General features: G+C 58.9%; 21 protein-coding genes. 13 read left to right on the forward strand and 8 right to left on the reverse strand.

From position 1 onward, the window contains the following. Positions 1-247 precede the first annotated feature (247 nt). From hemA to ispG, 3 genes are all read left to right on the forward strand, one after another. Positions 248-1,471, forward strand: a complete 1,224-nt coding sequence (hemA, locus tag ACR0C3_RS17045) for a 5-aminolevulinate synthase (protein ID WP_480759594.1) — start codon at positions 248-250, stop codon at positions 1,469-1,471. A gap of 129 nt (positions 1,472-1,600) precedes the next feature. Further along, complete coding sequence (locus ACR0C3_RS17050; protein WP_480759595.1) at positions 1,601-2,797, forward strand: helix-turn-helix domain-containing protein; 1,197 nt, start codon at positions 1,601-1,603, stop codon at positions 2,795-2,797. 70 nt (positions 2,798-2,867) lie between these two features. Further along, on the forward strand, positions 2,868-3,977 hold the full coding sequence (gene ispG, locus ACR0C3_RS17055) for a flavodoxin-dependent (E)-4-hydroxy-3-methylbut-2-enyl-diphosphate synthase (RefSeq protein ID WP_480759596.1): 1,110 nt from the start codon (positions 2,868-2,870) through the stop codon (positions 3,975-3,977). A gap of 123 nt (positions 3,978-4,100) precedes the next feature. On the opposite strand, the gene ACR0C3_RS17060 is transcribed toward ispG, so the two are convergent. The 3 genes from ACR0C3_RS17060 to ACR0C3_RS17070 form a co-directional block, all read right to left on the reverse strand. After that, the gene (locus tag ACR0C3_RS17060) at positions 4,101-4,541 is read right to left on the reverse strand and encodes a DUF2846 domain-containing protein (RefSeq protein ID WP_480759597.1); all 441 of its coding nucleotides are present in this window, start codon (positions 4,539-4,541) and stop codon (positions 4,101-4,103) included. Between the two features lie 320 nt (positions 4,542-4,861). Next, positions 4,862-5,620 carry a DsbA family protein gene (locus ACR0C3_RS17065; RefSeq protein ID WP_480759598.1) on the reverse strand — a complete coding sequence of 253 codons (759 nt, stop codon included), beginning with the start codon at positions 5,618-5,620 and terminating at the stop codon, positions 4,862-4,864. After that, positions 5,617-6,999, reverse strand: a complete 1,383-nt coding sequence (locus ACR0C3_RS17070; RefSeq protein WP_480759599.1) for a M48 family metalloprotease — start codon at positions 6,997-6,999, stop codon at positions 5,617-5,619. Before ACR0C3_RS17070 ends, ACR0C3_RS17065 begins: the two co-directional genes overlap by 4 nt. Between ACR0C3_RS17070 and ACR0C3_RS17075 the strand changes: the two genes are divergently transcribed. The 6 genes from ACR0C3_RS17075 to ACR0C3_RS17100 all read left to right on the forward strand — a co-directional run bounded on the left by ACR0C3_RS17075 (position 6,998) and on the right by ACR0C3_RS17100 (position 15,654). Then, the gene (locus tag ACR0C3_RS17075; protein WP_480759601.1) at positions 6,998-8,158 is read left to right on the forward strand and encodes a pyridoxal phosphate-dependent aminotransferase; all 1,161 of its coding nucleotides are present in this window, start codon (positions 6,998-7,000) and stop codon (positions 8,156-8,158) included. The genes ACR0C3_RS17070 and ACR0C3_RS17075 overlap by 2 nt on opposite strands. Before the next feature lie 66 nt (positions 8,159-8,224). Further along, positions 8,225-9,445, forward strand: a complete 1,221-nt coding sequence (locus ACR0C3_RS17080; protein ID WP_480759602.1) for an N-acetylmuramoyl-L-alanine amidase — start codon at positions 8,225-8,227, stop codon at positions 9,443-9,445. Positions 9,446-9,539: 94 nt separating this feature from the next. After that, positions 9,540-12,029: a penicillin-binding protein 1A gene (locus ACR0C3_RS17085; protein WP_480759603.1), complete on the forward strand. Its 2,490-nt coding sequence runs from the start codon at positions 9,540-9,542 to the stop codon at positions 12,027-12,029. A 112-nt stretch (positions 12,030-12,141) separates the two neighbouring features. Further along, positions 12,142-13,266, forward strand: coding sequence for a peptide chain release factor 2 (prfB, locus tag ACR0C3_RS17090; RefSeq protein WP_170373982.1), 1,125 nt, complete (start codon positions 12,142-12,144; stop codon positions 13,264-13,266). Between the two features lie 190 nt (positions 13,267-13,456). Continuing rightward, positions 13,457-14,857: an amidase gene (locus ACR0C3_RS17095; protein WP_480759605.1), complete on the forward strand. Its 1,401-nt coding sequence runs from the start codon at positions 13,457-13,459 to the stop codon at positions 14,855-14,857. A gap of 23 nt (positions 14,858-14,880) precedes the next feature. Next, positions 14,881-15,654, forward strand: a complete 774-nt coding sequence (locus tag ACR0C3_RS17100) for a DUF2189 domain-containing protein (protein ID WP_480759606.1) — start codon at positions 14,881-14,883, stop codon at positions 15,652-15,654. Here the strand turns inward: ACR0C3_RS17100 and ACR0C3_RS17105 are convergent. The 3 genes from ACR0C3_RS17105 to ACR0C3_RS17115 form a co-directional block, all read right to left on the reverse strand. Continuing rightward, positions 15,651-16,352 (reverse strand): helix-turn-helix domain-containing protein, encoded by a 702-nt coding sequence (locus ACR0C3_RS17105; RefSeq protein ID WP_480759608.1) that lies wholly within the window; start codon positions 16,350-16,352, stop codon positions 15,651-15,653. The genes ACR0C3_RS17100 and ACR0C3_RS17105 overlap by 4 nt on opposite strands. A 280-nt stretch (positions 16,353-16,632) precedes the next feature. Further along, positions 16,633-17,193, reverse strand: coding sequence for an acetolactate synthase small subunit (ilvN, locus tag ACR0C3_RS17110; RefSeq protein ID WP_170373979.1), 561 nt, complete (start codon positions 17,191-17,193; stop codon positions 16,633-16,635). 66 nt (positions 17,194-17,259) lie between these two features. Beyond that, positions 17,260-19,011 (reverse strand): acetolactate synthase 3 large subunit, encoded by a 1,752-nt coding sequence (locus tag ACR0C3_RS17115; RefSeq protein ID WP_480759609.1) that lies wholly within the window; start codon positions 19,009-19,011, stop codon positions 17,260-17,262. Between the two features lie 425 nt (positions 19,012-19,436). On the opposite strand from ACR0C3_RS17115, the gene ACR0C3_RS17120 reads away from it, so the two are divergent. After that, positions 19,437-20,282, forward strand: a complete 846-nt coding sequence (locus ACR0C3_RS17120) for a HalD/BesD family halogenase (RefSeq protein WP_480523345.1) — start codon at positions 19,437-19,439, stop codon at positions 20,280-20,282. A 46-nt stretch (positions 20,283-20,328) separates the two neighbouring features. Next, complete coding sequence (locus ACR0C3_RS17125; RefSeq protein WP_170373976.1) at positions 20,329-20,712, forward strand: bleomycin resistance protein; 384 nt, start codon at positions 20,329-20,331, stop codon at positions 20,710-20,712. Between the two features lie 79 nt (positions 20,713-20,791). Here the strand turns inward: ACR0C3_RS17125 and ACR0C3_RS17130 are convergent, their stop codons facing one another. Both ACR0C3_RS17130 and ACR0C3_RS17135 read right to left on the reverse strand, forming a co-directional pair. Further along, positions 20,792-21,430 carry a response regulator transcription factor gene (locus tag ACR0C3_RS17130; protein WP_170458738.1) on the reverse strand — a complete coding sequence of 213 codons (639 nt, stop codon included), beginning with the start codon at positions 21,428-21,430 and terminating at the stop codon, positions 20,792-20,794. After that, positions 21,427-22,860: a cache domain-containing protein gene (locus tag ACR0C3_RS17135; protein ID WP_170466340.1), complete on the reverse strand. Its 1,434-nt coding sequence runs from the start codon at positions 22,858-22,860 to the stop codon at positions 21,427-21,429. Before ACR0C3_RS17135 ends, ACR0C3_RS17130 begins: the two co-directional genes overlap by 4 nt. A 248-nt stretch (positions 22,861-23,108) precedes the next feature. Here ACR0C3_RS17135 and ACR0C3_RS17140 point away from each other — a divergent pair, with 248 nt between their 5' ends. Next, a complete protein-coding gene (locus ACR0C3_RS17140; RefSeq protein ID WP_170373973.1) occupies positions 23,109-24,191 on the forward strand; it encodes a TRAP transporter substrate-binding protein in 1,083 nt (360 codons plus the stop codon). A 120-nt stretch (positions 24,192-24,311) separates the two neighbouring features. Beyond that, complete coding sequence (locus ACR0C3_RS17145; RefSeq protein WP_170466343.1) at positions 24,312-25,238, forward strand: TRAP transporter small permease subunit; 927 nt, start codon at positions 24,312-24,314, stop codon at positions 25,236-25,238. Positions 25,239-25,248 lie beyond the last annotated feature (10 nt).

Raw genomic sequence — 25,248 nt, forward strand, 5'->3', positions numbered from 1 at the left:
CCCCGTAGTGAACGGCTGAAGTTAAGCTTCTGTACCTGCGTCGTTTCCCCGCGTCTTTTAGACGTAAGTTTACTTGCTGCGCGGCTATGAAGCTTATATTTGATGCAAATCAAAGTTGGGTTCTAACGAGCGGCTTTAATAATGTCGAACGTGCGAACACAAAGCTGCTTTAGGGGTGATGCCCTTTCGGGTGGCGGAATACAGGCTTTGGGTGAGGGGTTTGCCCGAGGCGATCAAGGAGGGTCCGTTGGACTATACTGCTCAGCTCGATTCAGCGATTGCCAGGCTGCATGACGAAGGACGTTACCGGACCTTTATCGATATCGAACGCCGCAACGGGCACTTCCCGCATGCCGTTCGGACCCGTCCCGATGGTACGCAACAGAACATTACTGTGTGGTGCGGCAATGACTACCTTGGCATGGGCCAGCACCCGGTTGTCCTGAACGCAATGCATGAAGCCGTCGATGCGGCCGGTGCCGGCTCGGGCGGGACGCGCAACATCTCGGGCACGACTGTTTATCACAAGCGTCTTGAGGCCGAGCTGGCCGATCTGCACGGCAAAGAGTCCGCCCTGCTGTTCACCAGCGCCTATATCGCCAATGACGCGACGCTTTCGACCTTGCCGAAACTGTTCCCCGGTCTGATCATATATTCGGACGCGCTGAACCATGCCTCGATGATCGAAGGCGTGCGGCGCAATGGCGGCGCCAAGCGCATCTTCCGCCACAATGACGTCGCCCACCTGCGCGAACTGCTTGAGGCAGACGACCCCAAAGCCCCCAAGCTGATCGCCTTTGAGTCGGTCTACTCCATGGACGGTGACTTTGGCCCGATCGAAGAGATTTGCGATCTGGCTGGTGAATTCGGTGCCTTGACGTATATTGACGAAGTCCATGCGGTTGGCATGTACGGCCCGCGCGGTGGTGGTGTGACGGAACGTGATCGTCTGGCGCATCGCATCGACATCATCAATGGCACTCTGGCCAAAGCCTATGGCGTGATGGGTGGCTATATCGCCGCCAGCGAAAAGATGTGCGACGCTGTGCGTTCCTACGCGCCGGGCTTCATCTTCACCACGTCTCTGCCGCCCGCTGTTGCGGCTGGTGCTGCGGCCTCGGTCGCGCATTTGAAAGTGACGCCGGAACTGCGCGAGCAGCATCAGACACAGGCCAAAATCCTGAAGCTACGCCTGAAAGGCTTGGGCCTGCCGCTGATCGACCATGGCAGCCACATCGTGCCTGTTATCGTCGGTAACCCAGTCCATACCAAAATCCTGAGCGACCGGTTGCTGGACGATCACGGTATCTATGTGCAGCCGATCAATTTCCCGACGGTTCCACGTGGTACAGAGCGCCTGCGCTTCACCCCATCTCCGGTCCATGGACCAGATGAGATGAACCGTCTGGTTCAGGCGATGGACGAACTTTGGTCACATTGTGCGCTAAATCGCGCCGAACTTGCCGGTTAACCTCACGCTAAAGTGTGCAACGTGTTTGCCGCGTGTTAAGCTTACGCTAACAAAATAAGTGGACGAATCGTTATGGGGACGATTCGCCATTAGCGTGAAACACGCGACGGGCAAAATGGGGCGGCAGGAATGATTGGGCGCAGATCACAGCGCGATTCCGAAGAAGGTTTAGAAGTCAGACCGAAGGGGTTTGACGACTACGAAGTACGGCTTGGTGATCAGATGCGCGGCGAACGCGCCACCATGGGCAAATCCCTTCTGGATGTTCAGCGCGAACTGCGGATCAAAGCCAACTACATCGCTGCCATCGAAAACGCCGATCCTGATGCGTTCGATACACCCGGCTTCATCGCCGGGTATGTGCGTTCTTACGCACGGTATCTGGGCATGAACCCGGATGAGACCTTTGCCGCCTTTTGCAAGGAAAGCGGCTTTGAGGTCGCGCATGGCATGTCCGCCGAAGCCTCGGTCGTGCGCAAACCGACCGGAGATCTTCCGGCCCGTGGCCCGATGGGGCGGGATCCGTTTGTGTCTCCGAACACGCCATATATCCCCGGCAAAGAATCTTTTGTCAGTCGGGTTGAACCGCGCGCTATTGGCTCGTCCCTAGTCTTGCTGGCCGTCATCGGCGGTATTGGCTATGGCGGCTGGGCCGTGTTGAACAAAATCCAGCAGGTGCAGGTCAGCCCGGTTGAGCAAGCCCCCGTGGTTCTGTCGGATCTCGACCCCCTTGATGCGGCGCGTAGCACTGACACCGTCGAGACTGCCTCGACCGAAGCACTGGATCGCCTCTATCGCCCGCAAGCGCTGGATGTTCCGGTGATGGTCGCACGGGATGCTCCGATTTCCACGCTTGACCCGCGGACCGTTGGCACATTCCGCCCGCCGGAACTGCCCGAGGTTCAGGTGGCCGAATTGCACACGGTTGAACGCCCGGCCTTGCCGCAGGTGGTCGAGCAGCTGGATACGACGTTGAAGATTGTCGCCGTGAACCCTGCTTGGATGCGCGTCACAGCCGCCGATGGCAGCGTGATCTTCGAAGGCACGCTGGGCACCGTAGAACAGGGCAGCGTGTTCGAAGTGCCCCTGACCGAAGAACCTCCGCTCTTGCGGGCAGGGGCGTCGGGTTCTGTGTTCTTTTCGATGAATGGTGAACATTTCGGACCTGTCGGTGCGCCGGGCACTGTCGCGAAGGGCGTTGTCCTGTCCAAGGACGCAGTGGCTGAGACTTATGCCGTCGCCGATCTTGAGGCGGAGCAAAACAGTGCCCTCAAGCAATTGGTGGCCGAGCTTCAGACGCAAGCAGTGGACGAGCCTGCCGAATAGTCTTGCCATTGCTCAACTGCGGTTGCCGAACTATCTATGAGGCAACCTAGGCAGATGCGGACCTCTCTTCATGTCGCTCAACCACGTACGTCCCTGGCGCGATATCTACCGCCGCAAATCCCGTCAGATCATGGTCGGCACCGTGCCGGTCGGAGGTGATGCTCCGATCGCAGTGCAAACCATGACCAACACCCTGACCACTGATGTGGCGGCAACGGTCGCGCAGGTTCAGGCGGCGGCTGAGGCCGGGGCCGATATCGTGCGGGTCTCTGTCCCGGATGAGGACTCGGCCAAGGCGCTGAAAGAGATTGTGCGCGAAAGCCCGGTTCCCATCGTGGCCGACATTCACTTTCACTACCGCCGTGGCATTGAAGCGGCTGAGGCCGGCGCGGCCTGTCTGCGGATCAATCCGGGCAATATCGGCAACGAACAACGCGTGAAAGAGGTCATCAAGGCCGCAAGGGACCACAACTGCTCGATCCGGATCGGAGTGAATGCAGGCTCGTTAGAGCGGCACCTGCTTGAGAAATATGGCGAACCCTGTCCCGAAGCGATGGTCGAGAGCGGGTTGGAACATATCCGCATTCTGCAGGACAATGATTTCCACGAATTCAAGATCAGCGTGAAGGCCAGCGATGTGTTCCTGTCGGCTGCAGCCTATCAGGGCATTGCTGAGGCCACGGATGCCCCCATACACCTTGGCATCACCGAGGCCGGAGGGTTGGTCAGCGGCACCATCAAATCCGCCATCGGGCTAGGTAACCTGCTGTGGATGGGGATCGGAGATACGATCCGCGTCAGCCTGTCCGCCGACCCGGTCGAAGAGGTCAAGGTTGGTTTTGAAATCCTGAAATCCCTGGGCCTGCGCCACCGCGGGGTCAACATCATCTCATGCCCCTCCTGCGCGCGTCAGGGATTCGACGTGATCAAAACCGTCGAGGCGCTGGAGCACCGCCTGGAACACATCAAAACACCGATGTCCCTGTCGATCATCGGTTGCGTGGTCAACGGACCAGGCGAGGCGCTGATGACCGATGTTGGCTTCACGGGCGGCGGAGCAGGGTCGGGCATGGTCTATCTGGCGGGTAAAGCCAGCCATAAGATGTCGAATGATCAGATGATCGATCATATCGTGGAAGAGGTCGAGAAAAAGGCCTCTGAACTGGATGCGGCGGAGTAGCGTCAGCAGAATACAAACGTGACGCGCTGAGTTCGATTGGGCCGGTCTGCGGACAAAGCAAATGATACAGAGCGTTACCCCGGAAAACCTGACAATGCGGGCAAACGCCTTGGGCTAAGCGATTTACATTCTTGCAATTTCGCCTCTTGCCTGCTCCTCACCAACGATTGCGACGCTTGCGCGTCCAGCGGGCCAGCCCCAAAGGGTTTCACCCTTAATGAACACGGTTTGCCCTGCAGCCACGTTTGTGTTGATTTGAGAAGTGCCTGATACGGAAGGCGCCGTGGCCACGATTGTGTATTGCCCTGGGGAAACGTTCTGCGTGATCACCGATCCATTCGCTAGGTTTCCAACAGAATTCCCGTTTAATGTGAGTGGTAGCCTGAGCGCACTACCTGCCGCACTACTCGGTCGGAAAAAGACGATCAGACCTTGACCCGCTTGCGGTTGCGGAATTGTTCGTCCAGGCACGCCTGCAGCAGTATTCGTGGACGGCGGTGTAGTTCCGCATGCCGAGACTAGCAAAACCGAGGCAAGCGTCGTTAGTACGTTTCTGCGTAGCATTGTGTTCCCTTCCGCACGCCCAATTTGACAGACTGCTCAGCATCGCGAACCTGCCGAGACTATTAATTGACGAGTCTGTTCGAAACGTCCAGCGAAATGTATCTTTAATATTGAATGTATGAAGGCCTCGGGAACAATGCGCTCACTACCGAAACAAATGTACTGTCGGACACGAACGGGGCGCACCGTTCTGACGCAACATGACGTTTTGTGTGCTTTGGCCTCAAAGCAGTCTTTTGCGGCACCAGTGCACTGAGATCTTTTATGCTTCCTGAGACGGCGCGCCCGTTCGTATGGGGCGGCAAGGCCGCCCCAACGATTTACCCCTGTTCAGCTCGCACGCCGTCTGCGATCTGCTGCATCTGATCTGCAGGCAGGAAGCCGCGCAGCATTTCGGTGCCCAAAACGAACGAGGGCGTGCCGGTGATCTGCATCCGTTGTGCCAACTCTCGGGTGCGGGTGATCTCTTCGGTGACCTGGTTGCTGTCCATCGCGGCGATGATGGCGTCGCTATCCAGCCCAAGCCCGTCTGAGATACGGCGCAGGGTCACTTCGCTGGGTTCTCCGCTGAATTCCATAAGGGCGTCGTGGACCTGTTTATAGGCGCCATCCCCGGCGACATGTTTGGTCGCCACGGCAAAACGCGAGGACAGAACCGAGGCATCGCCAAGAATCGGGAACTCTTTGATCACAAGACGGATATTGCCGTCTTCGGCCAACAGGCTGGCCACCTCGGGCACGGCGCGGCGGCAATAGCCGCAACGGTAGTCCATGAACTCGACCAGGGTGATGTCGCCATCCGGATTGCCGCCCACCCAGCTATAGCCGTCATTGAACAGCTCATCCGCGTTCGAAGCGACCAGATCGCGGTCGGCTTGTTCCTGGGTCGCTGCGTTGCGCTCCTCCAGAATGGTGATCGCCTCGATGATCACTTCGGGGTTCTCCAGCAGATACTCGCGCACCTGTGCTCCGAACTCGGCCTTTTCGGCATCGCTGAGCGCATTGAGGTCCAGCGCCTGCGCCGAAGTCGATATCAGGGAAAGCCCCAAAAGGGCGGGGGCTGCATGTTTCAGGATCATTTGCGTTTCCTTTTCGCTTTCTCTGCGCGTTTCGAGGCAATCAACACATCTTGTGCCCTTTGCCAACCCGGTGAGCCTTCGGGAAGTTGCCCGATGGCCCGTCTTGCGTGAATGCCTGCATCAGCCAATCGGCCCTGCAAGGCGTATCGTTCTGCGGTGACGGTCGAGGCCATCCCGTTATTGCCAACCTTGGAATAGGCCACTCCTAAATCCCGCATCAGCCGCGCGTTGCGGTAGTCGCGGGCGCGGGCTTTTTCTAGCGCCTCCAGCGCCTTGTCGGTCTGGCCTTGTAGAAGCAGCGCCCGTCCGTATCCGGCAAGGATCAACGCATCGTGAGGTGCCATTTCAACCGCTTGGGAGTATGCATTAACAGCCGCGGACAATTGCCTGTTTTCCAGTAGGATTTGCCCTTTCAGTTCATAGTAGAAGGGATCCTCGGGCCGAATTCTCAAGGCTTCATCTATCGCTGCGCGCGCACGGGCCAGATCGCGGTTCTGGTGATGGGCCGACGCCTCGCGCATCATTCTGATGTCGTAAGCCGTTTCCTCTTTCGCGCGGCGCATTGTCCAGCTCGGAGAGCGCAGAAAGGCCGAGAGCTTGCCCTTCACCCGTGCAAACCAATAGTCGGCGGTTTCATTGGGTTGGGTCTGATCGCCGAACTCGTCCAGAAACGCCTCAGCCGCGCGCAGGCGATCCCGGCTGGTGGGGTGCGAGCGCATATAGGGGTCCTGATTGGCCGTGCTCAGCAATTCCTGCCCTGCGAATTTGCGGTGGATCGCGACCATGCCCTTGGGTGAGATGCCGGCCCACCGCAGATAGCTGGCCGCGCTGCGATCGGCTGAGGCTTCCTCAGCCCGCGTGTGCCCCAGAAAGCCGCGAATGGCCGCGCCTTGCGTACCGGCCGCAATCCCCGCAGCGGCTTCCCCTCCGCCCGCTGCGGCTGCGATCAGAGCAAGCGCCGTGCCAAGGCTCGCCTTGCGCTGCGCGTCCTGCAGGTTTTGGTGACGGCGGGCTAAGTGACCGTTGGCGATATGGGCGGCCTCGTGGGCGATGACGGCTTGCAGCATTTCGGGGCTGTCTACCGACAGGATCAGGCCGTAGTTCAGGTAGATCGCGTTGTAGTCGATCACGAAGGCGTTGAAGGTGTTGTCGTTGACCACCAGAATACGCACCTGATTGGTGCTTAGGCCGGCTGCGCGCAGCACCGGAAAGGCCAGTTCGCGCAGGCCGAACTCGATATCGGGATCGCGGATCAGGCTTTGGGCGTGGCTCTGCGCTGCCGCCGTCAGCCAGAGGACAGCCGCAAGTATCAGGGCTGGGATTGACGCCAGCCGGGATACGCGTTCAAAAGCCATGGCTGCAACATGGGAGATGGGCATGAGAAACTCAACCCGGTCCGGGGTCGATCCGTTTATTGTGATGGACGTGATGGAGGCCGCGCGCAAAGCCGAAGAGGCCGGACGCCACATCATTCATATGGAGGTCGGCCAGCCCGGAACCGGCGCCCCGAAAGGAGCGACCGAAGCCCTCGCCAAGGCTATGGAGCAAGGCCCGTTGGGTTATACCGTCGCGCTTGGGCTGCCCACTCTGCGCCAGCGGATCGCGCAGATGTATGGCGAGTGGTACAGTGTCGATCTGAACCCCGAACGGGTCGTGGTAACACCGGGGTCTTCCGGCGGGTTCTTGCTGGCCTTTACCGCGCTGTTCGACAGCGGGGATCGTGTGGGCATCGGCGCGCCGGGCTATCCGTCCTACCGTCAGATCCTCAAAGCTCTTGGGTTCGTGCCCGTCGACCTGCCGACTTTGCCCGAGAATCGGCTGCAACCGGTGCCTTCGGATTTTTCCGGGCTTGATCTTCAGGGCCTGATGGTCGCATCCCCCGCTAATCCAACCGGCACTATGTTGGATCACGCGTCGATGGGCGCGTTGATCAACGCGGCACAGGGGCAGGGTGCCTCGTTCATCAGTGACGAAATCTACCATGGGCTGGAATATGAGGCTAAAGCCGTCACTGCGCTGGAGCTGACGGATGATTGCTATGTGATCAATTCCTTCTCGAAGTATTTCTCGATGACCGGTTGGCGCGTCGGTTGGATGGTCGTACCCGAGGACCAGGTCCGCGTGGTTGAACGGATCGCCCAGAACATGTTCATCTGCGCTCCCCATGCCAGCCAGGTGGCCGCGTTGGCCGCGATGGATTGCGAGGAAGAGCTGCAGGCCAATCTCGATGTTTACCGCCGCAACCGCGAGCTGATGCTCGAAGGGCTGCCCAAGGCCGGTTTCACGAATATCGCGCCACCTGACGGGGCGTTCTACGTCTATGCCGATGTCTCTGACCTGACAGATGACAGCCGCGCCTTTGCAGCCGAGATTCTGGAAAAGGCCGGTGTCGCCGTCACGCCAGGTTTGGACTTCGATCCTGAGCGCGGACATACGACCCTGCGATTCTCCTACGCAAGGGCCACTGCCGATATTCAGGACGGGCTAGAGCGTATGCGCAGCTTCATGGCCGAACGCGGCGCGTTGCAGCCGGTGTAAAGCGTTCACAAGAGGGGGCGGATGCGCTAGGGTCACGCTCAAACGATCTCGGGAAAACTTGAGGCCATGAGCAGGATTTTCTTTTGCATCGCGTTGATCTGGGCGCTGTCCGGTGCCGCATTGGCGCAGGACTTCACTGCGTTGGCGCGCGTGCAGCCGGGCCAAAGCCGCATCATCGATTCTGGTCGCACGGCGGTTCAGGTCGATCTTGGCGTTAGTCAGGGTGTGCCGTACCGCATCTTCACGCTGCGCGATCCCTACCGCATGGTTCTCGACTTTCAGGAGGTCGACTGGACCGGCCTCAACGCCGACGACTTCCTACAAACCGACCGGATCAGTGGCGTGCAGTTCGGGGCCTATGTCCCCGGCTGGTCCCGTATGGTGCTGGAACTGGGCGCGCCAATGGCGGTGGACACGGCCGAGTTGCGTTTGGATGAGGCCTCGGGCGCGGCGCTGTTGACCCTTCAATTGGTCGGTACCGATTTTGACACGTTCAACGCGTCCGCTGGCGTGCCGCGGAACCACGGCTGGGATCTTCCAGAACCCGCCGTCACCACGTCTGAGGTCCCGCGCAATGTGGCGCAGGTCATGCGGGTGATGCTGGACCCCGGCCATGGCGGTATCGACCCGGGCGCCGAATTCGGTGGCATTGACGAGAAAACCATGATGCTGACCTTCGCGCGTGAACTACGTGAATTACTATTAAGGTCAGGTGGTTACGAAGTGGTGCTGACGCGGGTAGAGGATCAGTTCGTCTCGCTCGAGCGTCGTATCGCTCTGGCGCACAGGGCGGGTGCAGATGTGTTTATCTCGCTGCATGCCGATTCCCTCTCCGACGGGCAGGCCCACGGCGCGGCGGTCTATACCTTGTCCGAGGATGCCTCGGACGTGGCCAGCGTCAAACTGGCCGAGCGCCATGATCGGGGTGATCTTTTGTCTGGGGTCGATCTGAACGGGGCCGATGATCAGGTCACCGATGTGCTGCTGGATATGGCGCGGCAGGAGACCAAACCCCGCACAACATCGCTTGCAGGCGCGATTGCCAATGGGATGGCGCAACAGGGCGGGCCGATGAATCGCAAACCGCTGCGCACCGCATCGTTTTCGGTGCTGAAGGCGGCGGATATTCCGTCTGTTCTCGTCGAGCTTGGGTTTCTTTCCAGCCCCAGAGACCTGAAAAACATCAAAAATCCTGACTGGCGCGCTAAAATGGCACTGGGAATCCATCAGGGGTTGGAGGACTGGCGGCAGCAAGATGTGATCAGGCGGTCCCTGATTGGACAGTGACCTGACGACGCAAAACGGCTAGAATGCGCTTGTGGTTTTGACCCTCGGGCTTGGCATCCCTATATAGGCGGCAGCGCGAAAAAAAGGCAGTGACGTGATCCGGTTCATTCTATCGATTTTCGGGGCAGTTTTCAGCCTCGTGACTTTGGGTATCTTCATGGTTGCGCTGGTGATCGGCGCGGTCTTCTGGATGTATGGCCGCGACCTGCCCAGCCACGAGTCGCTGGCCCAATATAAACCGCCCACGATCAGCCGGATCTATTCCGGCGAGGGGCAGTTGATCGACGAATTCGCTCAGGAGCGCCGTCTGTTTACCCCGTCCGAGGAAATTCCGGATTTAGTGAAGCAGGCCTTCATTTCTGCGGAAGACAAGAATTTCTACACCCATCAGGGCTATGACCCGCGCGGCATCATCGCTGCCGGTGTCGAAGCTGTGCGGACCAAGGGTGAAACCGTGCGCGGGGCCTCGACCATCACGCAACAGGTGATGAAGAACTTCCTGCTGTCGGGCGACCGTCGGGCCGAGCGCAAGATCAAGGAAATCATCCTCGCCACCCGGCTTGAGGATACGCTCGACAAGGAACAGATCCTCGAGCTTTACATGAACGAGATCTTTCTGGGTCAGAACTCCTACGGCGTGACCGCTGCGGCGCAGACCTATTTCAACAAAACCCTGCAGGAACTGGCTCCGCATGAGGCTGCGATGCTGGCCGCGATGCCCAAGGCACCGTCAGACTACCACCCGGTCCGCCAGAAGGAACGCCTACTGGCCCGCCGCAACTATGTTCTGCGCGAGATGAACCAAAACGGTTACATTGATAAGGCGACTTATGAGACCGAGGTCGAGATGCCTCTGCGTTCGGTCCAGAACGGTGATTTCGAAAGCTTCCGCACTGCCTTGCCGCCGCGCGATTACTTCACCGATGAAATCCGCCGTCAGCTGAGCGAAGACTTCGGCGAGGGTGAGTTCTTTACGGGCGGCTTCACCGTACGCGCTTCGGTCGACGAGGAAATGCAGGTCGAAGCGGCCCGCGCGCTACGTGAGGCGTTGCAGAAATACGACCTGTCCCGCGGCAGATGGCGTGGCACGGGAGAGGTGATCGCCGAAGAACAGCTGGCGGATGAAGCCCAGTGGCGCGATGCGCTGGCGCAGATGGAGATTCCCCGTGACGTTGTACTGCCGACCCAATGGTATCCCGCCGTTGTGCTGGACGTGGCCGAGCAACAATTGACGGTGGGCATCGAGGATGGCCCCTCCGACGGCACTATTCCTCGCTCTGACATCAAGTGGATGCAGGGCAACTTCTTCGATAATTTCAAACGCGGCGATGTGATCCTAGTCATGGCTGGGGAAGAGGGCCAATGGTCCGCCCGTCAGGTGCCCGAAGTGCAGGGTGGCTTTGTCGCGATGGACGTGAACTCGGGCCGCGTTCTGGCGATGCAGGGTGGGTTCTCGTATCAAGATACCGTGTTCAACCGCGCCACGCAGGCGCAGCGTCAGCCAGGTTCCTCGTTCAAGCCGTTCGTTTACGCGGCTGCGCTGGACAGTGGCTATAGCCCCGCAACAATCGTTGTGGACGCTCCGATTGAGGTGAATACTCCTCAGGGCCTGTGGCGCCCTAAAAACTCGTCGAACAAATTCTACGGCCCGACGCCACTGCGCACCGGGATCGAACAGTCTCGGAACCTGATGACCATCCGTCTGGCCCAAGAGGTCACAATGCCGGTGGTCGCAGGCTATGCGGAACGGTTCGGCGTCTATGACCGGATGGGTGCGTTTCTAGCCAACTCGCTCGGGTCCGAAGAAACCACGCTGTATAAAATGGTTGCGGCTTACGCGATGTTCGCAAATGGGGGTGAGCGGGTCGAGCCTACTCTGGTCGACCGGATTCAGGACCGCTTTGGTAAGACGATCTATCGCCATGACGATCGCCAGTGCCTCGATTGCAACTCGACCTGGCTGGAGCCAAACGAGTCGCCGACCATTGAGACCAACCGCTCTCAGGTCATGGATGCGATTACCGCCTATCAGCTGACTTCGATGATGAAGGGTGTTGTGGATCGCGGGACGGCGTCGCGCTATGTCAACCTGCCGGTGCCGACGGCAGGCAAGACCGGAACCACCAACGAATCCAAGGATGCGTGGTTCATTGGCTTCACCTCGAACATCGTTGCCGGTTGCTATATCGGCTATGACCGTCCGCGTCCGATGGGCCGGGGGGCTTATGGCGGCACCATGTGCGGGCCGGTCTTCCAGAGCTTCATGGAAAAAGCCGTTGAGAAATACGGCGGTGGTCCGTTCGAAGTGCCCGAGGGCGGTCACTTCATCAAGATCGACCGTTTCAGTGGCGCGCGCCTGCCTGATGACGCATCCGGCGAATATGTCGTGGCCGAGTTCTTCCGGGATGGTGTGGATGGGTTTATCGACCGCGTTTATGACGGCGGCTTTGCCATCGGATCGGACCTTCCGCTGTTCGAAGAAGCGCAACGCGCAGGCGTTCAGGTCCAGACCTCGACAGGTAGCACCGTCACTGTTGGCCCCAAAGCCTCGCAAGGGGATTTGAGTACCGGCGGCCTTTACTGATCGCTTTGCAAAATCTCTGACGGCCAGACGTGTAATCCCGTCTGGCCCGTCTTGTGGTGGCCTTCTGCTCTTGCTATCACGCAGTCCTGTTTGACCAAGTTGGGGCAAGACCATGCGCGCCGAAACCCAGAATATCGTGGCGGAAATCGAAAAGTCGCTGGAGCTGCTGGCACAGCGCATGGACTATGAAACCGCGCCCCATCGGCTTGAGGAATTCAATGCGCGGGTCGAGGATCCGAACCTGTGGGACAGCCCCGAGAACGCGCAGAAACTGATGCGCGAAAGGCAGATGCTGGTCGATGCGATCGAGACCTACGAGTCCATCAAAACCGATCTCAGTGACAATATCGAGCTGATCGAGCTGGGCGAGATGGAAGAGGATGAAGAGGTTGTTCAGGACGCCGAAGCCTCGATCAAGTCTCTGAAGGACAAAGCCGCCAAGAAAGAGCTGGAGGCTCTGCTCGATGGCGAGGCTGACAGCAACGATACCTTCCTCGAGATCAACTCGGGCGCGGGCGGGACCGAGAGCTGCGACTGGGCCTCGATGCTGGCGCGGATGTATGTGCGTTGGGCGGAGAAGAAGGGCTATACGGTCGAGCTGCAATCCGAGACCGCGGGCGAGGAAGCCGGGATCAAGTCGGCGGCCTACAAGATTTCCGGTCACAATGCCTATGGTTGGCTGAAATCGGAAAGCGGCGTGCATCGTCTGGTACGAATCTCGCCTTATGACTCGGCGGCCAAGCGGCATACATCGTTCAGTTCGGTCTGGGTCTACCCCGTAGTCGATGACAATATCGAGATTGAGGTGAACCCGGCCGATATTCGGATTGATACCTACCGGTCCTCGGGTGCGGGCGGTCAGCACGTGAACACCACGGACTCGGCGGTGCGGATCACGCACATCCCGACCGGAATTGTTGTGACCTCTTCCGAGAAGTCGCAGCACCAGAACCGTGATATCGCCATGAAGGCGCTGAAATCGCGACTCTACCAGCAAGAGCTGGACCGTCGGAACGCCGATATCAACGCGGCGCATGAAGCCAAAGGGGATGCGGGTTGGGGCAATCAGATCCGGTCTTACGTCTTGCAGCCCTATCAGATGGTCAAGGATCTGCGGACCAATCATGAGACCTCGGACACTAAAGGTGTGTTGGACGGGGATCTGGACGGGTTTATGGCGGCGACACTGGCGTTGAACGTGGCGGGCAAAAGCCGGTCCGAGGCGCAGGGCGACTAAGGCTGCGCAGGGGACGCTGCCCCCGCCGCGGCAAGCCGCGACTCCCCTGAGGTATTTTTAGCCAGATGAAGGGGATCCGGGTGGTGCTTGGCCATTCGGGAAAAGATGTATTTAAACAATGGGTTTTATTGGTCGGGGTGCGCGGCTAGGCTGGATTTGAACCAAACAGATCGAGGTGATTGAAACCCGGATGGATATCACTCAGCTTTCCGCAAAGGCGCTGGTCGATCAGCTGTCATCTGGTGCTGTTTCATCGGTCGAGGTGATGGCTGCGACGCTGGAGCGTATTGGGGCCGTAAATGGAGCGGTCAATGCGATTGTGGCCCTGCGCGACGCGGATGATCTGATGGCCGAGGCGGCGGCACTGGATGCGGGTCCGAAGCGGGGGCCATTGCACGGGTTGCCGATTGCAGTGAAGGATCTGGTCAATGTCGCCGGGATAGTGTCATCGCAGGGATCGCCACTGTTTCGCGATTTTGTGCCCGAACAGGACGATCTGATTGCAGCGCGGATGCGCGCGGCGGGGGTGATTTTGATTGGTAAGACCAACACGCCCGAGTTTGGGCTTGGCTCGCACACGTTCAACCCGGTCTATGGCGCGACCCGGAACCCTTATGATGGGGCACGTACATGTGGAGGGTCGTCCGGTGGCGCGGCGGTTGCATTGGCAACCGGGATGGTCGCGTTGGCCGATGGTTCGGATATGATGGGAAGCCTGCGCAACCCGGCCGCGTGGAATAACGTCTATGGATTTCGCCCAAGCTGGGGGCGGGTGCCTTCGGAACCCGTTGGAGATGGGTTTCTGCATCAGTTGTCGACTCTGGGTCCGATGGCGCGCAGCCCTGAGGATTTGGGGCTATTGCTTGACGTGATTTCGGGCGCTGATACCCGGTCACCTTTGGTCGCGGATGTCGGGCAAGTGAGTCCCGTTCAAGCCGCTGATCTTCGCGGGGTTCGGATTGGCTGGTTGGGAGATTGGTGCGGCGCCTTTCCGATTGAGGACAGCATTCTGGATCTTTGCCGCGATGCCCTACGCGTTTTCGAAGATAAAGGGGCAGTGGTCGAAGATGTGTCTGCGCCCTTCGATGCCGAAAAGATGTGGGACAGTTGGGTTACCCTTCGGTCCTGGGCCGTGGCGGCGGGATTGCAGCCTTTGCAGGGCAAATCAGAGGCCTTGAAGGACAGCGCGCAGTGGGAGTTGGAGCGTGGCCTGATGCTATCCGCGATGCAGGTGCATGAGGCTAGCGTTACCCGGTCGGAGTGGTTCCGACGGGCGGCTGAACTGTTTCAGGACTATGATGCTTTGGTTCTGCCGGCCGCACAGGTCTGGCCCTTCGATATCGAGACGCCGTATCCGCGTGAGATCATGGGGCGGGCGATGGATACCTATCATCGCTGGATGCAGGTGACTGTGCCGGTCAGCCTGATTGGCTTGCCCTGTCTGGCTGCGCCTGCCGGGTTCGGAGCGGAAGGCCTGCCAATGGGCATTCAGCTATTTGGGCCCAAGGGGTCGGATGCGCGGCTACTGTCCATGGGTGCCGCGTATCACGAGGCAACGACATGGCCGCAGAAAAGGCCCGCGATGAGATAGGGTCAGACGGGGAGGAGAAACAGATGGAAAGACCTTTCGGAGCGCCTCAGATGCGTCCTGTTGACAGTGGGATGTTGAAACAGGCGATGCGACGGGCGTGGGTTGACCTTCGCAGGGCGCCGCTGTTCGGTTTGATATTTGCGGGGTTTTATGTGCTGGCGGGCTGGGCCATCGCATGGGTCACCTTCCAGTCGGGAACAAGCTATTGGCTGGTCCTCGCCGCGATCGGGTTCCCTCTGATCGGACCGTTTGCCGCGGTCGGACTTTATGAGGTGTCGCGTCGCCTGGAGGTGGGGCAGGAGCTTGATTTCAAGGCAATATTCGGGGTGGTGCTGCAACAGAGCCGTCGCCAGCTGCCCTCCATCTGCGCGATCATTGTGGTGATGTTTCTGTTCTGGTTCTTTCTGGGTCACATGATCTTTGCCCTGTTCATGGGGCTGTCGACGCTGACGAACGTATCTTCGTCACTCGAGGTATATCTGACGTCCAACGGATTGATGATGCTCGCCGTTGGGTCTGCTGTAGGGGCGGTCTTTGCCACGATCCTTTACATGATCACCGTGTTATCCATCCCGATGCTGCTGGACCGCGAGCTGGATTTTGTGACGGCAATGATCGAGAGCTTCTCTTACGTGAAGGCCAACTTTCCGGTCATGATCGGGTGGGGCATTTTCATCGCCGTGCTGACGTTTGTCGCGATGGTGCCGTGGTTCTTGGGATTGCTGCTGGTTCTGCCGCTTTTAGGCCATGCAAGCTGGCACCTGTATCGCCTGATCTGCGAGGATAACCCGAGCTAGCGTCGTTCGTCGGGCCTGTGGGCCCTTATCAGCTTGCGTGCGGCGCCAAGCGCATCTGTTGCATCCTGCCCCAGCCGGGTCAGGGTCACAGGGCGCGCGCCGTCTTTGTCCGGGCGCGTGTAGCTTGTGCCTTGCCAGAGGGTACCTTTCTTGCTGACCACATAGACCCGGCTGTTCTGGCCGTTACGACCGGAAATCAGCATGTAGACATAATCGCCGGAACAGCTCGCTATGCCGCGCACCTCTCGTGCCATGGATGGGCTGCCGGGCATGACGCTGCGCGGTGTGAAGCCGCGGATCAACGTGCATTGCGGCAGCCGTTTGGCGTGCAAAACGATGGATGTACGGGTGTCAGTCGCCGCATAAAACCCCGGGGGAAAGGTGCAGTCGTGGGTGGCTTGGGCGCCCGAGCCGAGGAATTGTGTCAAAGTGGCGTTCACATGATGCGTATTGGCATCCGGGATGTCGTCAAGCGGGGTGAGAACGATACGGGCATCCACATCAAAGAAGCGACACATCCGGTCCAGAACATCCGCGCGCGGAAAGCTCTCGCCCGCAAGATATCTGTTGAATTGAGTTCGGTTGATGCCCAGTTCGCGGCACAATGCAGAAATTGAAGGATAGTTTCGTGCCAAGCGTCTAAGGTTTGCACCGAACATGGCGCGAAGTTCGTCCGGGCTGCGCGTATCCTCTGGCATCGGTTCCCCCTGCATCGGCGGTTTCAGTCGTGAAAACAGCGGTGAAGATCGGCAGACCGGATGTGTGACCGAAATCGTAAAGATGACCCCAAAGCAACGTTTCCCCACGCCGCGTTGCACCCGAAATGCTAGTGGAGCGCGGGGCAAAGGCAATAGGTATTTGTCTGTTGGGGGTGATCTTTACAGTTAATTTGCAGGCTTTTTTGCGTGAAGTGTCACATGGATACTTGCCAAAAAAAGCGAAAGGTCCCGGCGATGCCCAGCCGGGACCTTGCAGTTGTCAGTCGCCACGCAACAGGGCAGCAACGCCAGTTCTTGCGATTTCGACCAGCCCCAGCGGGCGCATGAGGTCAGCAAATGCGTCGATCTTGTCGGGCGCGCCCGTGATCTCAAATATGAACGAGTTCAACGTGCTGTCGACCACATTGGCGCGGAAGATATCGGCCAGACGCAGCGCCTCGACCCGCTTGTCGCCTTCGCCAACGACCTTGATGATCGCCAGTTCCCGCTCGACCGAGGGGCCTTCGACCGTCAGGTCATGGACTTCGTGAACCGGCACGATGCGGCCCAATTGGGTCTTGATCTGCTCGATCACCTGCGGGGTACCGGTGGTCACGATGGTGATGCGGCTCAGGTGTCCAGTGTGGTCGACCTCGGCCACAGTCAGGCTTTCGATATTGTAGCCACGGCCCGAAAACAGGCCGATCACGCGGGCCAGAACGCCCGGTTCGTTCTCGACCAGAACCGCAATCGTATGACGCTCCTGCACGTCCGAAAAGGTCGGGCGTAGGTTATAGGCCGAATGGCGGGTAGAGCCTTTTTTGATATGTAGGGCAGACATTTACGTCCCTTTCATCATCTTGCGAAAACCGGGCGTCGGCCGCCCGGTCAATTCCGACGAATGTTGTTAAACCAGAACCGAACCTTTGGAATCGATCACGCCCTGCGTTTCGGCCTCGCCCAGCAGCATCTCGTTATGGGCTTTGCCCGACGGGATCATGGGGAAGCAATTCTCGTGCTTTTCAACCAGGCAGTCAAAGATCACCGGACCGTCATAGTTGATCATCTCCATGATCGCGTCGTCCAGATCGGCGGGGTCGGAACACAGGATGCCCTTGGCCCCGAAGGCCTCGGCGAGCTTGACGAAATCGGGCAGGGCCTCGGACCACGAATGCGAGTAGCGCTCACCATGCAGCAGCTCCTGCCACTGGCGAACCATGCCGAGGCGTTCGTTGTTCAGAATGAACTGTTTGACCGGCAGGCGATACTGAACTGCGGTGCCCATTTCCTGCATGTTCATCAGCCATGAGGCCTCACCCGCGACGTTTATCACCAGCGCGTCGGGATGCGCCATCTGCACACCGATCGAAGCCGGGGTGCCATAGCCCATCGTGCCCAGACCGCCTGATGTCATCCAGCGGTTGGGGTCCTCGAACCCAAGGTATTGCGCGGCCCACATTTGGTGCTGACCAACCTCGGTTGTGATGTAGCGGTCGTGGTTTTTGGTCAGCTCTTCAAGGCGTTGCAGCGCGAATTGTGGTTTGATGGTCTTCTCGCTGTTGGCGTAGGCGAGACAGTTGACCTTGCGCCAGTCGGCAATCTGCTCTTGCCACTTGGCGACCGAGGCGACGTCGGTCTTGCGGCCACGCGATTTCCAGACCTTCAGGATGTCTTCCAGAACATGGGCCACGTCGCCGACGATCGGGATGTCGACGCGGATCACCTTGTTGATCGAAGACGGATCAATGTCGATATGCGCCTTTTTCGAGTTCGGTGAGAACGCGTCGATACGGCCGGTGATCCGGTCGTCGAACCGCGCGCCGATGTTGATCATCAGGTCACAGTCATGCATCGCCAGGTTGGCCTCGTAGAGACCGTGCATTCCCAGCATGCCCAGCCAGTTCTCACCCGAGGCCGGGTAAGCGCCAAGGCCCATCAGGGTCGAAGTGATCGGGAAACCAGTCGCATCCACCAGCTCACGCAGCAATTGACTGGCTGCGGGGCCCGAGTTGATGACGCCGCCGCCGGTGTAGAAAACGGGTTTCTTGGCGGTCTCTATCGCAGCGACCAGTTCGGTGATCTCTTCCAGATCGCCCTTCAGAACAGGCTGATAGCGAGAGGTCGAGGTCTTGGGGCCGATATAGTCACCCGATGCAAACTGCACGTCCTTGGGAATGTCGATCAGAACCGGACCCGGACGGCCCGAGGTGGCGACGTGGAACGCCTCGTGCATGGTCTCAGACAGCGAATCCGTGTCCTTCACAAGCCAGTTATGCTTGGTGCAGGGGCGGGTGATGCCAACGGTGTCGGCCTCTTGGAACGCGTCCGAGCCGATCATGAAGGTGGGGACCTGGCCGGTCAGAACAACAATCGGGATCGAGTCCAGCAACGCATCCGTCAACCCGGTGACCGCGTTGGTCGCGCCGGGGCCGGATGTCACCAGCGCAACGCCGGGTTTACCCGTCGAACGAGCATAGCCTTCGGCCGCGTGGACCGCGCCTTGCTCATGCCGCACCAGGACGTGGCGAATGTCGTTTTGCAGAAAGATCTCGTCATAGATCGGTAGGACGGCGCCACCGGGATATCCGAATACTGTGTCCACGCCCTGATCCTTGAGGGCCTGAACCACCATCTTTGCGCCGGTCATCTCACGTGTCATCTGCTTTGCTCCGTTCGCGACATGTGTCTTGCGTTTGCCAAAAAAAAGCCCCCGAGATTTTCGGAGGCGCATGGGTTCGATTGTGGTTTTCCGTTACCGGCCCATACGCGTGTTTCCTACGATTACGACTAGCGTGTTCATCGCCAGAGGCTCCTTATCAGCTTGCAGGGGACATTATGTTCGGCACGACGGAGCGTCAACAGGCAATCGTATGAATTTCATGACCGGATTGATGAATTTTGCGACATTTTGTTGCGCAAAATGCCGCATGTCGGGAATTTCCGGTAAAACAGAAGGGGTCGCGTGGTGTTTTGACGGATTTCTGACTTGTCTAAATCCGCCAACGCGATGTCTGAAATGAACCAGAAGCGCGCCATGTGCTGCGGCAGGCTAATTGCTAAGAGGGGCAAATAAGGAGGTCGGCCTTGCTGCAGGAACTCGTGGATTTGGGGCGCTATCCGATTGATCGTCCGGACTCGACCGCGTACCGCCAATTGATCGGTGATCTGCGCCGAGAGCTAGAACATGACGGATGCGCGGTTCTGCCGGGCTTTGTGCATAAGGGCGGGTTGGAGCAGTTACTGGTAGAGGCAGATGCCGTCGCGCCCAAGGCTCATCGGTCTTTCAACCGTACGAATGTTTATTTCACCAAGGATGACACCAGCTATGGGATCGGGCATCCGGTACGTCGTTTCTATGACCGGTCGAATGCGTTTGTGCCCGCGGACAATTTCCCTAGGTCAGGTCCTCTGCGGCGCATCTACGAGTTCAACGGCTTTCTGCCCTTCATTCGCGATGCGCTGGATGAGCCTGAGGATCGGTTCTTTCGCTATGATGATCCGCTGGCGGATGTCATCATCAACGTCGTGGAAGAGGGGCAGGGGTTTCCCTGGCATTTCGACACCAACAACTACACTGTCACTTTGGCTATTCAGAATGCCGAAACAGGCGGTGCGTTTGAATATGCCCCGGATCTGCGCAGTTCAGACGACGAGAATTTTTCGGCGGTAAGGGCTGTTCTGGACGGCAATATGCAGGCCGTTCACCGGATCGACTTGCAGCCCGGTGATCTGCAAATTTTTAAGGGTCGCTATGCCCTGCACCGAGTTGCGCCGGTTGAAGGCGCGCGCAAACGCTATGTTGGCATCTTCTCGTTTGTGGATACCGAAGGCATGTGTGGCGGGGTTGAGAGGACGCGGCAGCTCTATGGCCGGGTTCTGCCGCATCACTACGCACGTGAGGGTCGCCGGGCCGATGAATTGTTGGACTGAGTTGCCGGCACAGGTAGCCTAGGGCCCATTCAGGGAGGGCTTTGGCATGGCGCGTATATTGCAACTCACGCCGTTTGTTTTGTGTTCGTCGTTGCAGAACCAGATTGATTTCTATTGTGACCGTTTGGGATTCAGCTGCGGGTTTCGGCAGGATAATTATGCGTTTTTGTCACGCGGGCCGGTGGCCATTCGGTTGCTGGAATGCCCGCCGCGAGACGATGGAAAGCTGCTGGGGGAAGAGCAGTCCTTTTACATAGATGTCGAGGGGATTGATGCGCTGTATGACAGCCTCAAACCGGGTTTGGAAGATCTGCCCGACGGACGTGTGCGCCCTCCGTTTGATCAGCCCTATCAGCAACGCGAGTTTCACGTCATTGACGAGGATGGGACATTGATCTTTTTCGGTGAGGATATCAGGCCGCGCGGGTAACCCTCCCGCCCATCGTCAAAGCGCCTGCGGCGCGCCTCCTCTGGTTGGGCCGGGCAGCGCGTGCCGCGCTGCGGGTGGCTCAGAAGCCGACGCCGGTACCCTGTAACACGCCATGTTCCAGCGCATAGCGGGTCAGGCCCGCTGTTGAGGAGATGCCCAGTTTGCGTTTGATGTTTTTGCGGTGGGTTTCGACCGTCCGGACCGAGATATCGAGCGCCTGAGCGACTTCCTTATTGGATTTGCCCTGCGCCAGTTCCAGAAGGATGGTCTGTTCGCGCCCGGTAAGGGCTTCGCGGGCGCTGTCGCCTTTGGGCTTCAAGGACCCGCTGGCGCCGGTGCATAGATATTGTTCGCCCTTCATCACGGCATCGATCGCCTGTTTGATCTCATCCGTGGGGACGTCTTTCAGCACATACCCTTTGGCTCCGTGGCTGAGCGCAGTTGAGATGTATTCGGGGCTGTCATGCATCGACAGGATCAGGATGCGGGTTTCGGGCAGGCGTTCGAGGATCAGTTCGGTCGCGCTCAGGCCGCCGAGGCCGGGCATGTTGAGGTCCATGAGGATTACGTCGGGTGCCAACTCGGCCGCGTGATCAACGGCGGCCTGACCGCTGCCCAGAGTGCCGACGACCTCAATCTCATCATAGCTTTCGAGGATCGACTGGATGCCCTCGGCCACCATGGGGTGATCGTCGACGATGAGGACTCGGATGGTCATGTCCCGGCCTTTCGGTTCGGTGTTGCGTCTTCCTGCGGCGGCAGCAGGTGGCTGAGGGGCAGGCTGACTTCGATCACCGTGCCCCCATGCGGGCCGCGTGATGACAGAATACGCAGCGTGCCGTCAAGCTGTTCGATCCGTTCCTGCATGTTGCGTAGCCCGATGCCGGTGCCGCTTTGGTCTGGTTCGGAGCGCAGACCGCGCCCGTCATCAGTGATCCGCATGGTCGCGCCTTTCTTGTGCCCGCGCAGGTCGATTGTAACATGCGAGGCGTCTGCGTGGCGCTCAATATTGGTCAAAGCTTCTTGAGCGATGCGGTAGAGGGCGATCTTGCTGTCCTGATCCAGCCGGTTGCGGAAAACGACGGTCGAAAACTCGGTTTCGATCCCTGTGCGTTCGCGGAAGTCATCTGTCAGCGCCTTGAGGGCCGGGCCGAGGCCCAGATCATCCAGCACGCCGGGGCGCAGGTCGCGGCTGATGCGGCGCACTTCGGTGATCGCCGTGCCAAGGTGATCTATGCCCTTGTCCAATGGGGCCTGCGCGCCCGCGTCGTCGCCTCGGGACAAGCGCCTTCGCGCATTGTCCAGCGCATAGCGGACTCCGACAAGGATCTGGCTGATCCCGTCATGCAGTTCGCGCGCGACGCGGCCGCGTTCTTCTTCCTGGGCGTCGAAGACCCGCTGGGTCAACTCTTTCAGCTTGGCATCCGCCAGCCGACGCTCGCGTATGTTCAGCAACATGCCCGAGGCAAACACGATCAGAACCGAGGCCACAACGATGGCACCGATATACATAAAGGTGCGCTGGACCCGGTCCTCGACCTCGGCGCGGGCATTGGCGACGGTCGCCAATATGTCGTCGATGAAAACACCGGTGCCCACGGCCCAACGCCAATCCTGCAGGCCCACAACATAGGCGATCATCTGCGCCTCTTCCCCGGTCGAGGGCTTTTCCCACATGAAACTGTGCCAGCCTGCACCTTGGCGTGCGAGACGGATGAACTCATCCACGACCGGAGTACCGTCGCTGTCGGTCAGACCGTCCCAATTGCGGTTGATGAACTGTGTCTGGCGGGGGCTTACCAGGTTCGTACCGTCATAGTCATAGACAAAGAAGAACCCGTCCTGTCCGTAGATCATCGCCGAAAGGATCTGCGTGACCAGCGTTTTGGCGACATCATCGTCAGGTTCAGCGCGCCCGTAGATATAGGCAAACCCGTTGCGCGCCTGTGTGACATAGTTCTTCAGTTCTTCCTTCTTGGCTTCGATCAGGCGTAGCTCCAGCGCCTGTATTTCGCGCTCGGATGTCGCACGGGCCTGATAGGCAACCAGAAAGGCAATGGCCGCGACGGCAACGACCAGAGGGATGGCCGCAACCAAAGACAGTTTCTGCGCATAAGTCAGCGAAACCAGATGTCGAAGTCTTTGCATGGTCGAATCGATACGCAAGCGGCGGCGAAAATGCAAAAAGATTGAGCGTTTCTGGGGGTAAATGCCCTCACGAACGTGGGATGGCTGGCTTTTTCGCCGAATTTATCTGCGAAAAACGGGCAGAATTTCGGGTTTCTACGCAGTAGTAGGTATTCCCTTTCATATCCCTGCCTCTAGGCTCCGATCCATTGAAAGCGACAGGCCCGGACACCTCCGGGTGATGACTTATGAAGGGGAGGAACACTCATATGGATCGTCGTTCATTTCTGAAGAAATCTGCTCTTGGCGGCTCGGCTGCTGCGGCAACCGCACTGGCGGCACCGGCTTATGCGCAGGGTCAGCGGACCCTGACCATGGTGACCTCGTGGGGTCGTGGTCTGGCCGGCGTGTTCGACAGCGCGCAGCGCTGCGCCGACAGCATCAATGCGATGTCCGATGGCAGCCTGAACGTAGAAATCAAAGCTGCAGGCGAGCTGGTTGGCGCGTTCGAAGTGTTCGACGCCGTTTCGTCGGGTCAGGCCGACATGTACCACGCGGCTGACTACTACTTTGTGGGTCAGCACCCGGGCTATGCCTTCTTCACCGCTGTTCCGTTCGGCATGACCGCGCAGGAACTGGTGAACTGGTACTACCACGACGGCGGCATGGAGCTGCATGACGAGCTGGGCTCGATCTTCGGTCTGAAATCCTTCCTGGCAGGTAACACCGGTGCGCAGGCAGGCGGCTGGTACTCGAAAGAGATCAACGGCCCCGAGGATTTCCAGGGTCTGAAGTTCCGTATGCCGGGTCTGGGTGGCCAGGCGCTGGGCAAACTGGGCGCATCGGTTCAGAACATTCCGGGTTCGGAAGTGTATCAGGCGCTGTCCTCGGGTGCGATTGACGGCACCGAGTGGATCGGCCCCTGGGCGGACGAAAAAGCGGGCTTCCAGGAAATCACCAAGACCTACTACACCGCGGGTTTCCACGAGCCGGGCGCAGGTCTGTCGCTGGCAACCAACCGCGACGTGTTCGACGAACTGACACCGGCCCAGCAGAAGATCATCGAGATCGCAGCTGCCGAAGCGCACCAGTGGAACCTAGCGCAGTTCCTGGCCAACAACGGTGCAGCTCTGCAGCGTCTGCAGTCGGGTGGCGTGAAGGTCATGGAATTCCCAGACAGCGTTTGGGATGCGTTCGGTCAGGCTTCGCAAGAGGTTCTGGACGAGAACATGGGCGACGAGCTGTTCAAGAAGATCCACGACAGCGCAATGGCGTCGATGGCATCGTCCTCGGGCTGGCTGAACCTGTCGTCGGGTGCCTACACCGCTCAGCGCGACCGCGTTCGCGGCTAATCCCAAGTGAACTGACCAAACGGTTTCCCCGCAATCGCGGGGGAGCCTTTCTTGTTGCATATGCGCGGACCCATCATGCCGCTATAATTTGCAGTGCAACTGACGTGACCCGGGGACAACATGCAGGACGATAACGGTATCTCGTTTTTCGGCGCCCTGTGGAATGGACTGATCTGGTTCATTCAGAACATTGCCGAAGCCTTCTATAATTTTGGATATGCGATCACGCATCCGCAGCTGTGGCTGGATTGGTCCGACAAAGAATCCATCATGCGCTTTGTCTACTACGGAGGCTCGGTCGAGTTCTTCTTCGTGGTTTTCACGCTGTTTCTGGTGCTGACAGCCATCGGCCTCTACTACCGAAACGTGATGTGGGGCATGGTGCGCGGGCTCGAGGCCTTCGCCAACACGACCGGGCGGTTCTTTGCCTGGGCGGGTTTGCTGATGGTGATCCAGCAGATCGTCATCGTGTTCATGCAGCGTGTCTTTGCCCGGCCTGATATGTCCTTTGGTCTGGGTATTCCCTTCAATCAGGACATCAGCTGGTTTGCTGAAGAACTGAAGCTCTATAATGCGATGGTCGTCTGCCTGTGCTGCACCTACACCTTCGTGCAGGGCGGGCATGTGCGGGTTGACCTGATCTATGCCGGTATCAGCCACCGTGCCAAGCGCGTAGTTGATATGTGTGGCGCCGTTCTGTTCATGATGCCCATGGCCGTACTGACCTGGATGTATGGCTGGTACTTCATGTGGCGGCACCTGATCGTGCCGAAACCCTCGGCCAGTGACACGCTGGACAGGCTGGTGGCCAAGTCGCGCGCATTGCGGTGGAACGTGGAAACAATCGGCTTCAGCCCGAACGGTTTCAACGCGTATTTCCTGTTCAAAATCCTGCTCGTGATTTTTGCGGGCATGGTGTTCCTGCACGCGGTTGCCTTCCTGTGGCGGTCGTATCTGGAATACGTGGAAGGGCCGGAAAGCGCCGGAAAATACCTCGACAAGGATAGCCTTGGTGAGGGCGAAGAAGCCTACGAAGGCGCACATTAAGGACGGAGAC

The organism is Ruegeria sp. CK3, assembly GCF_056536565.1.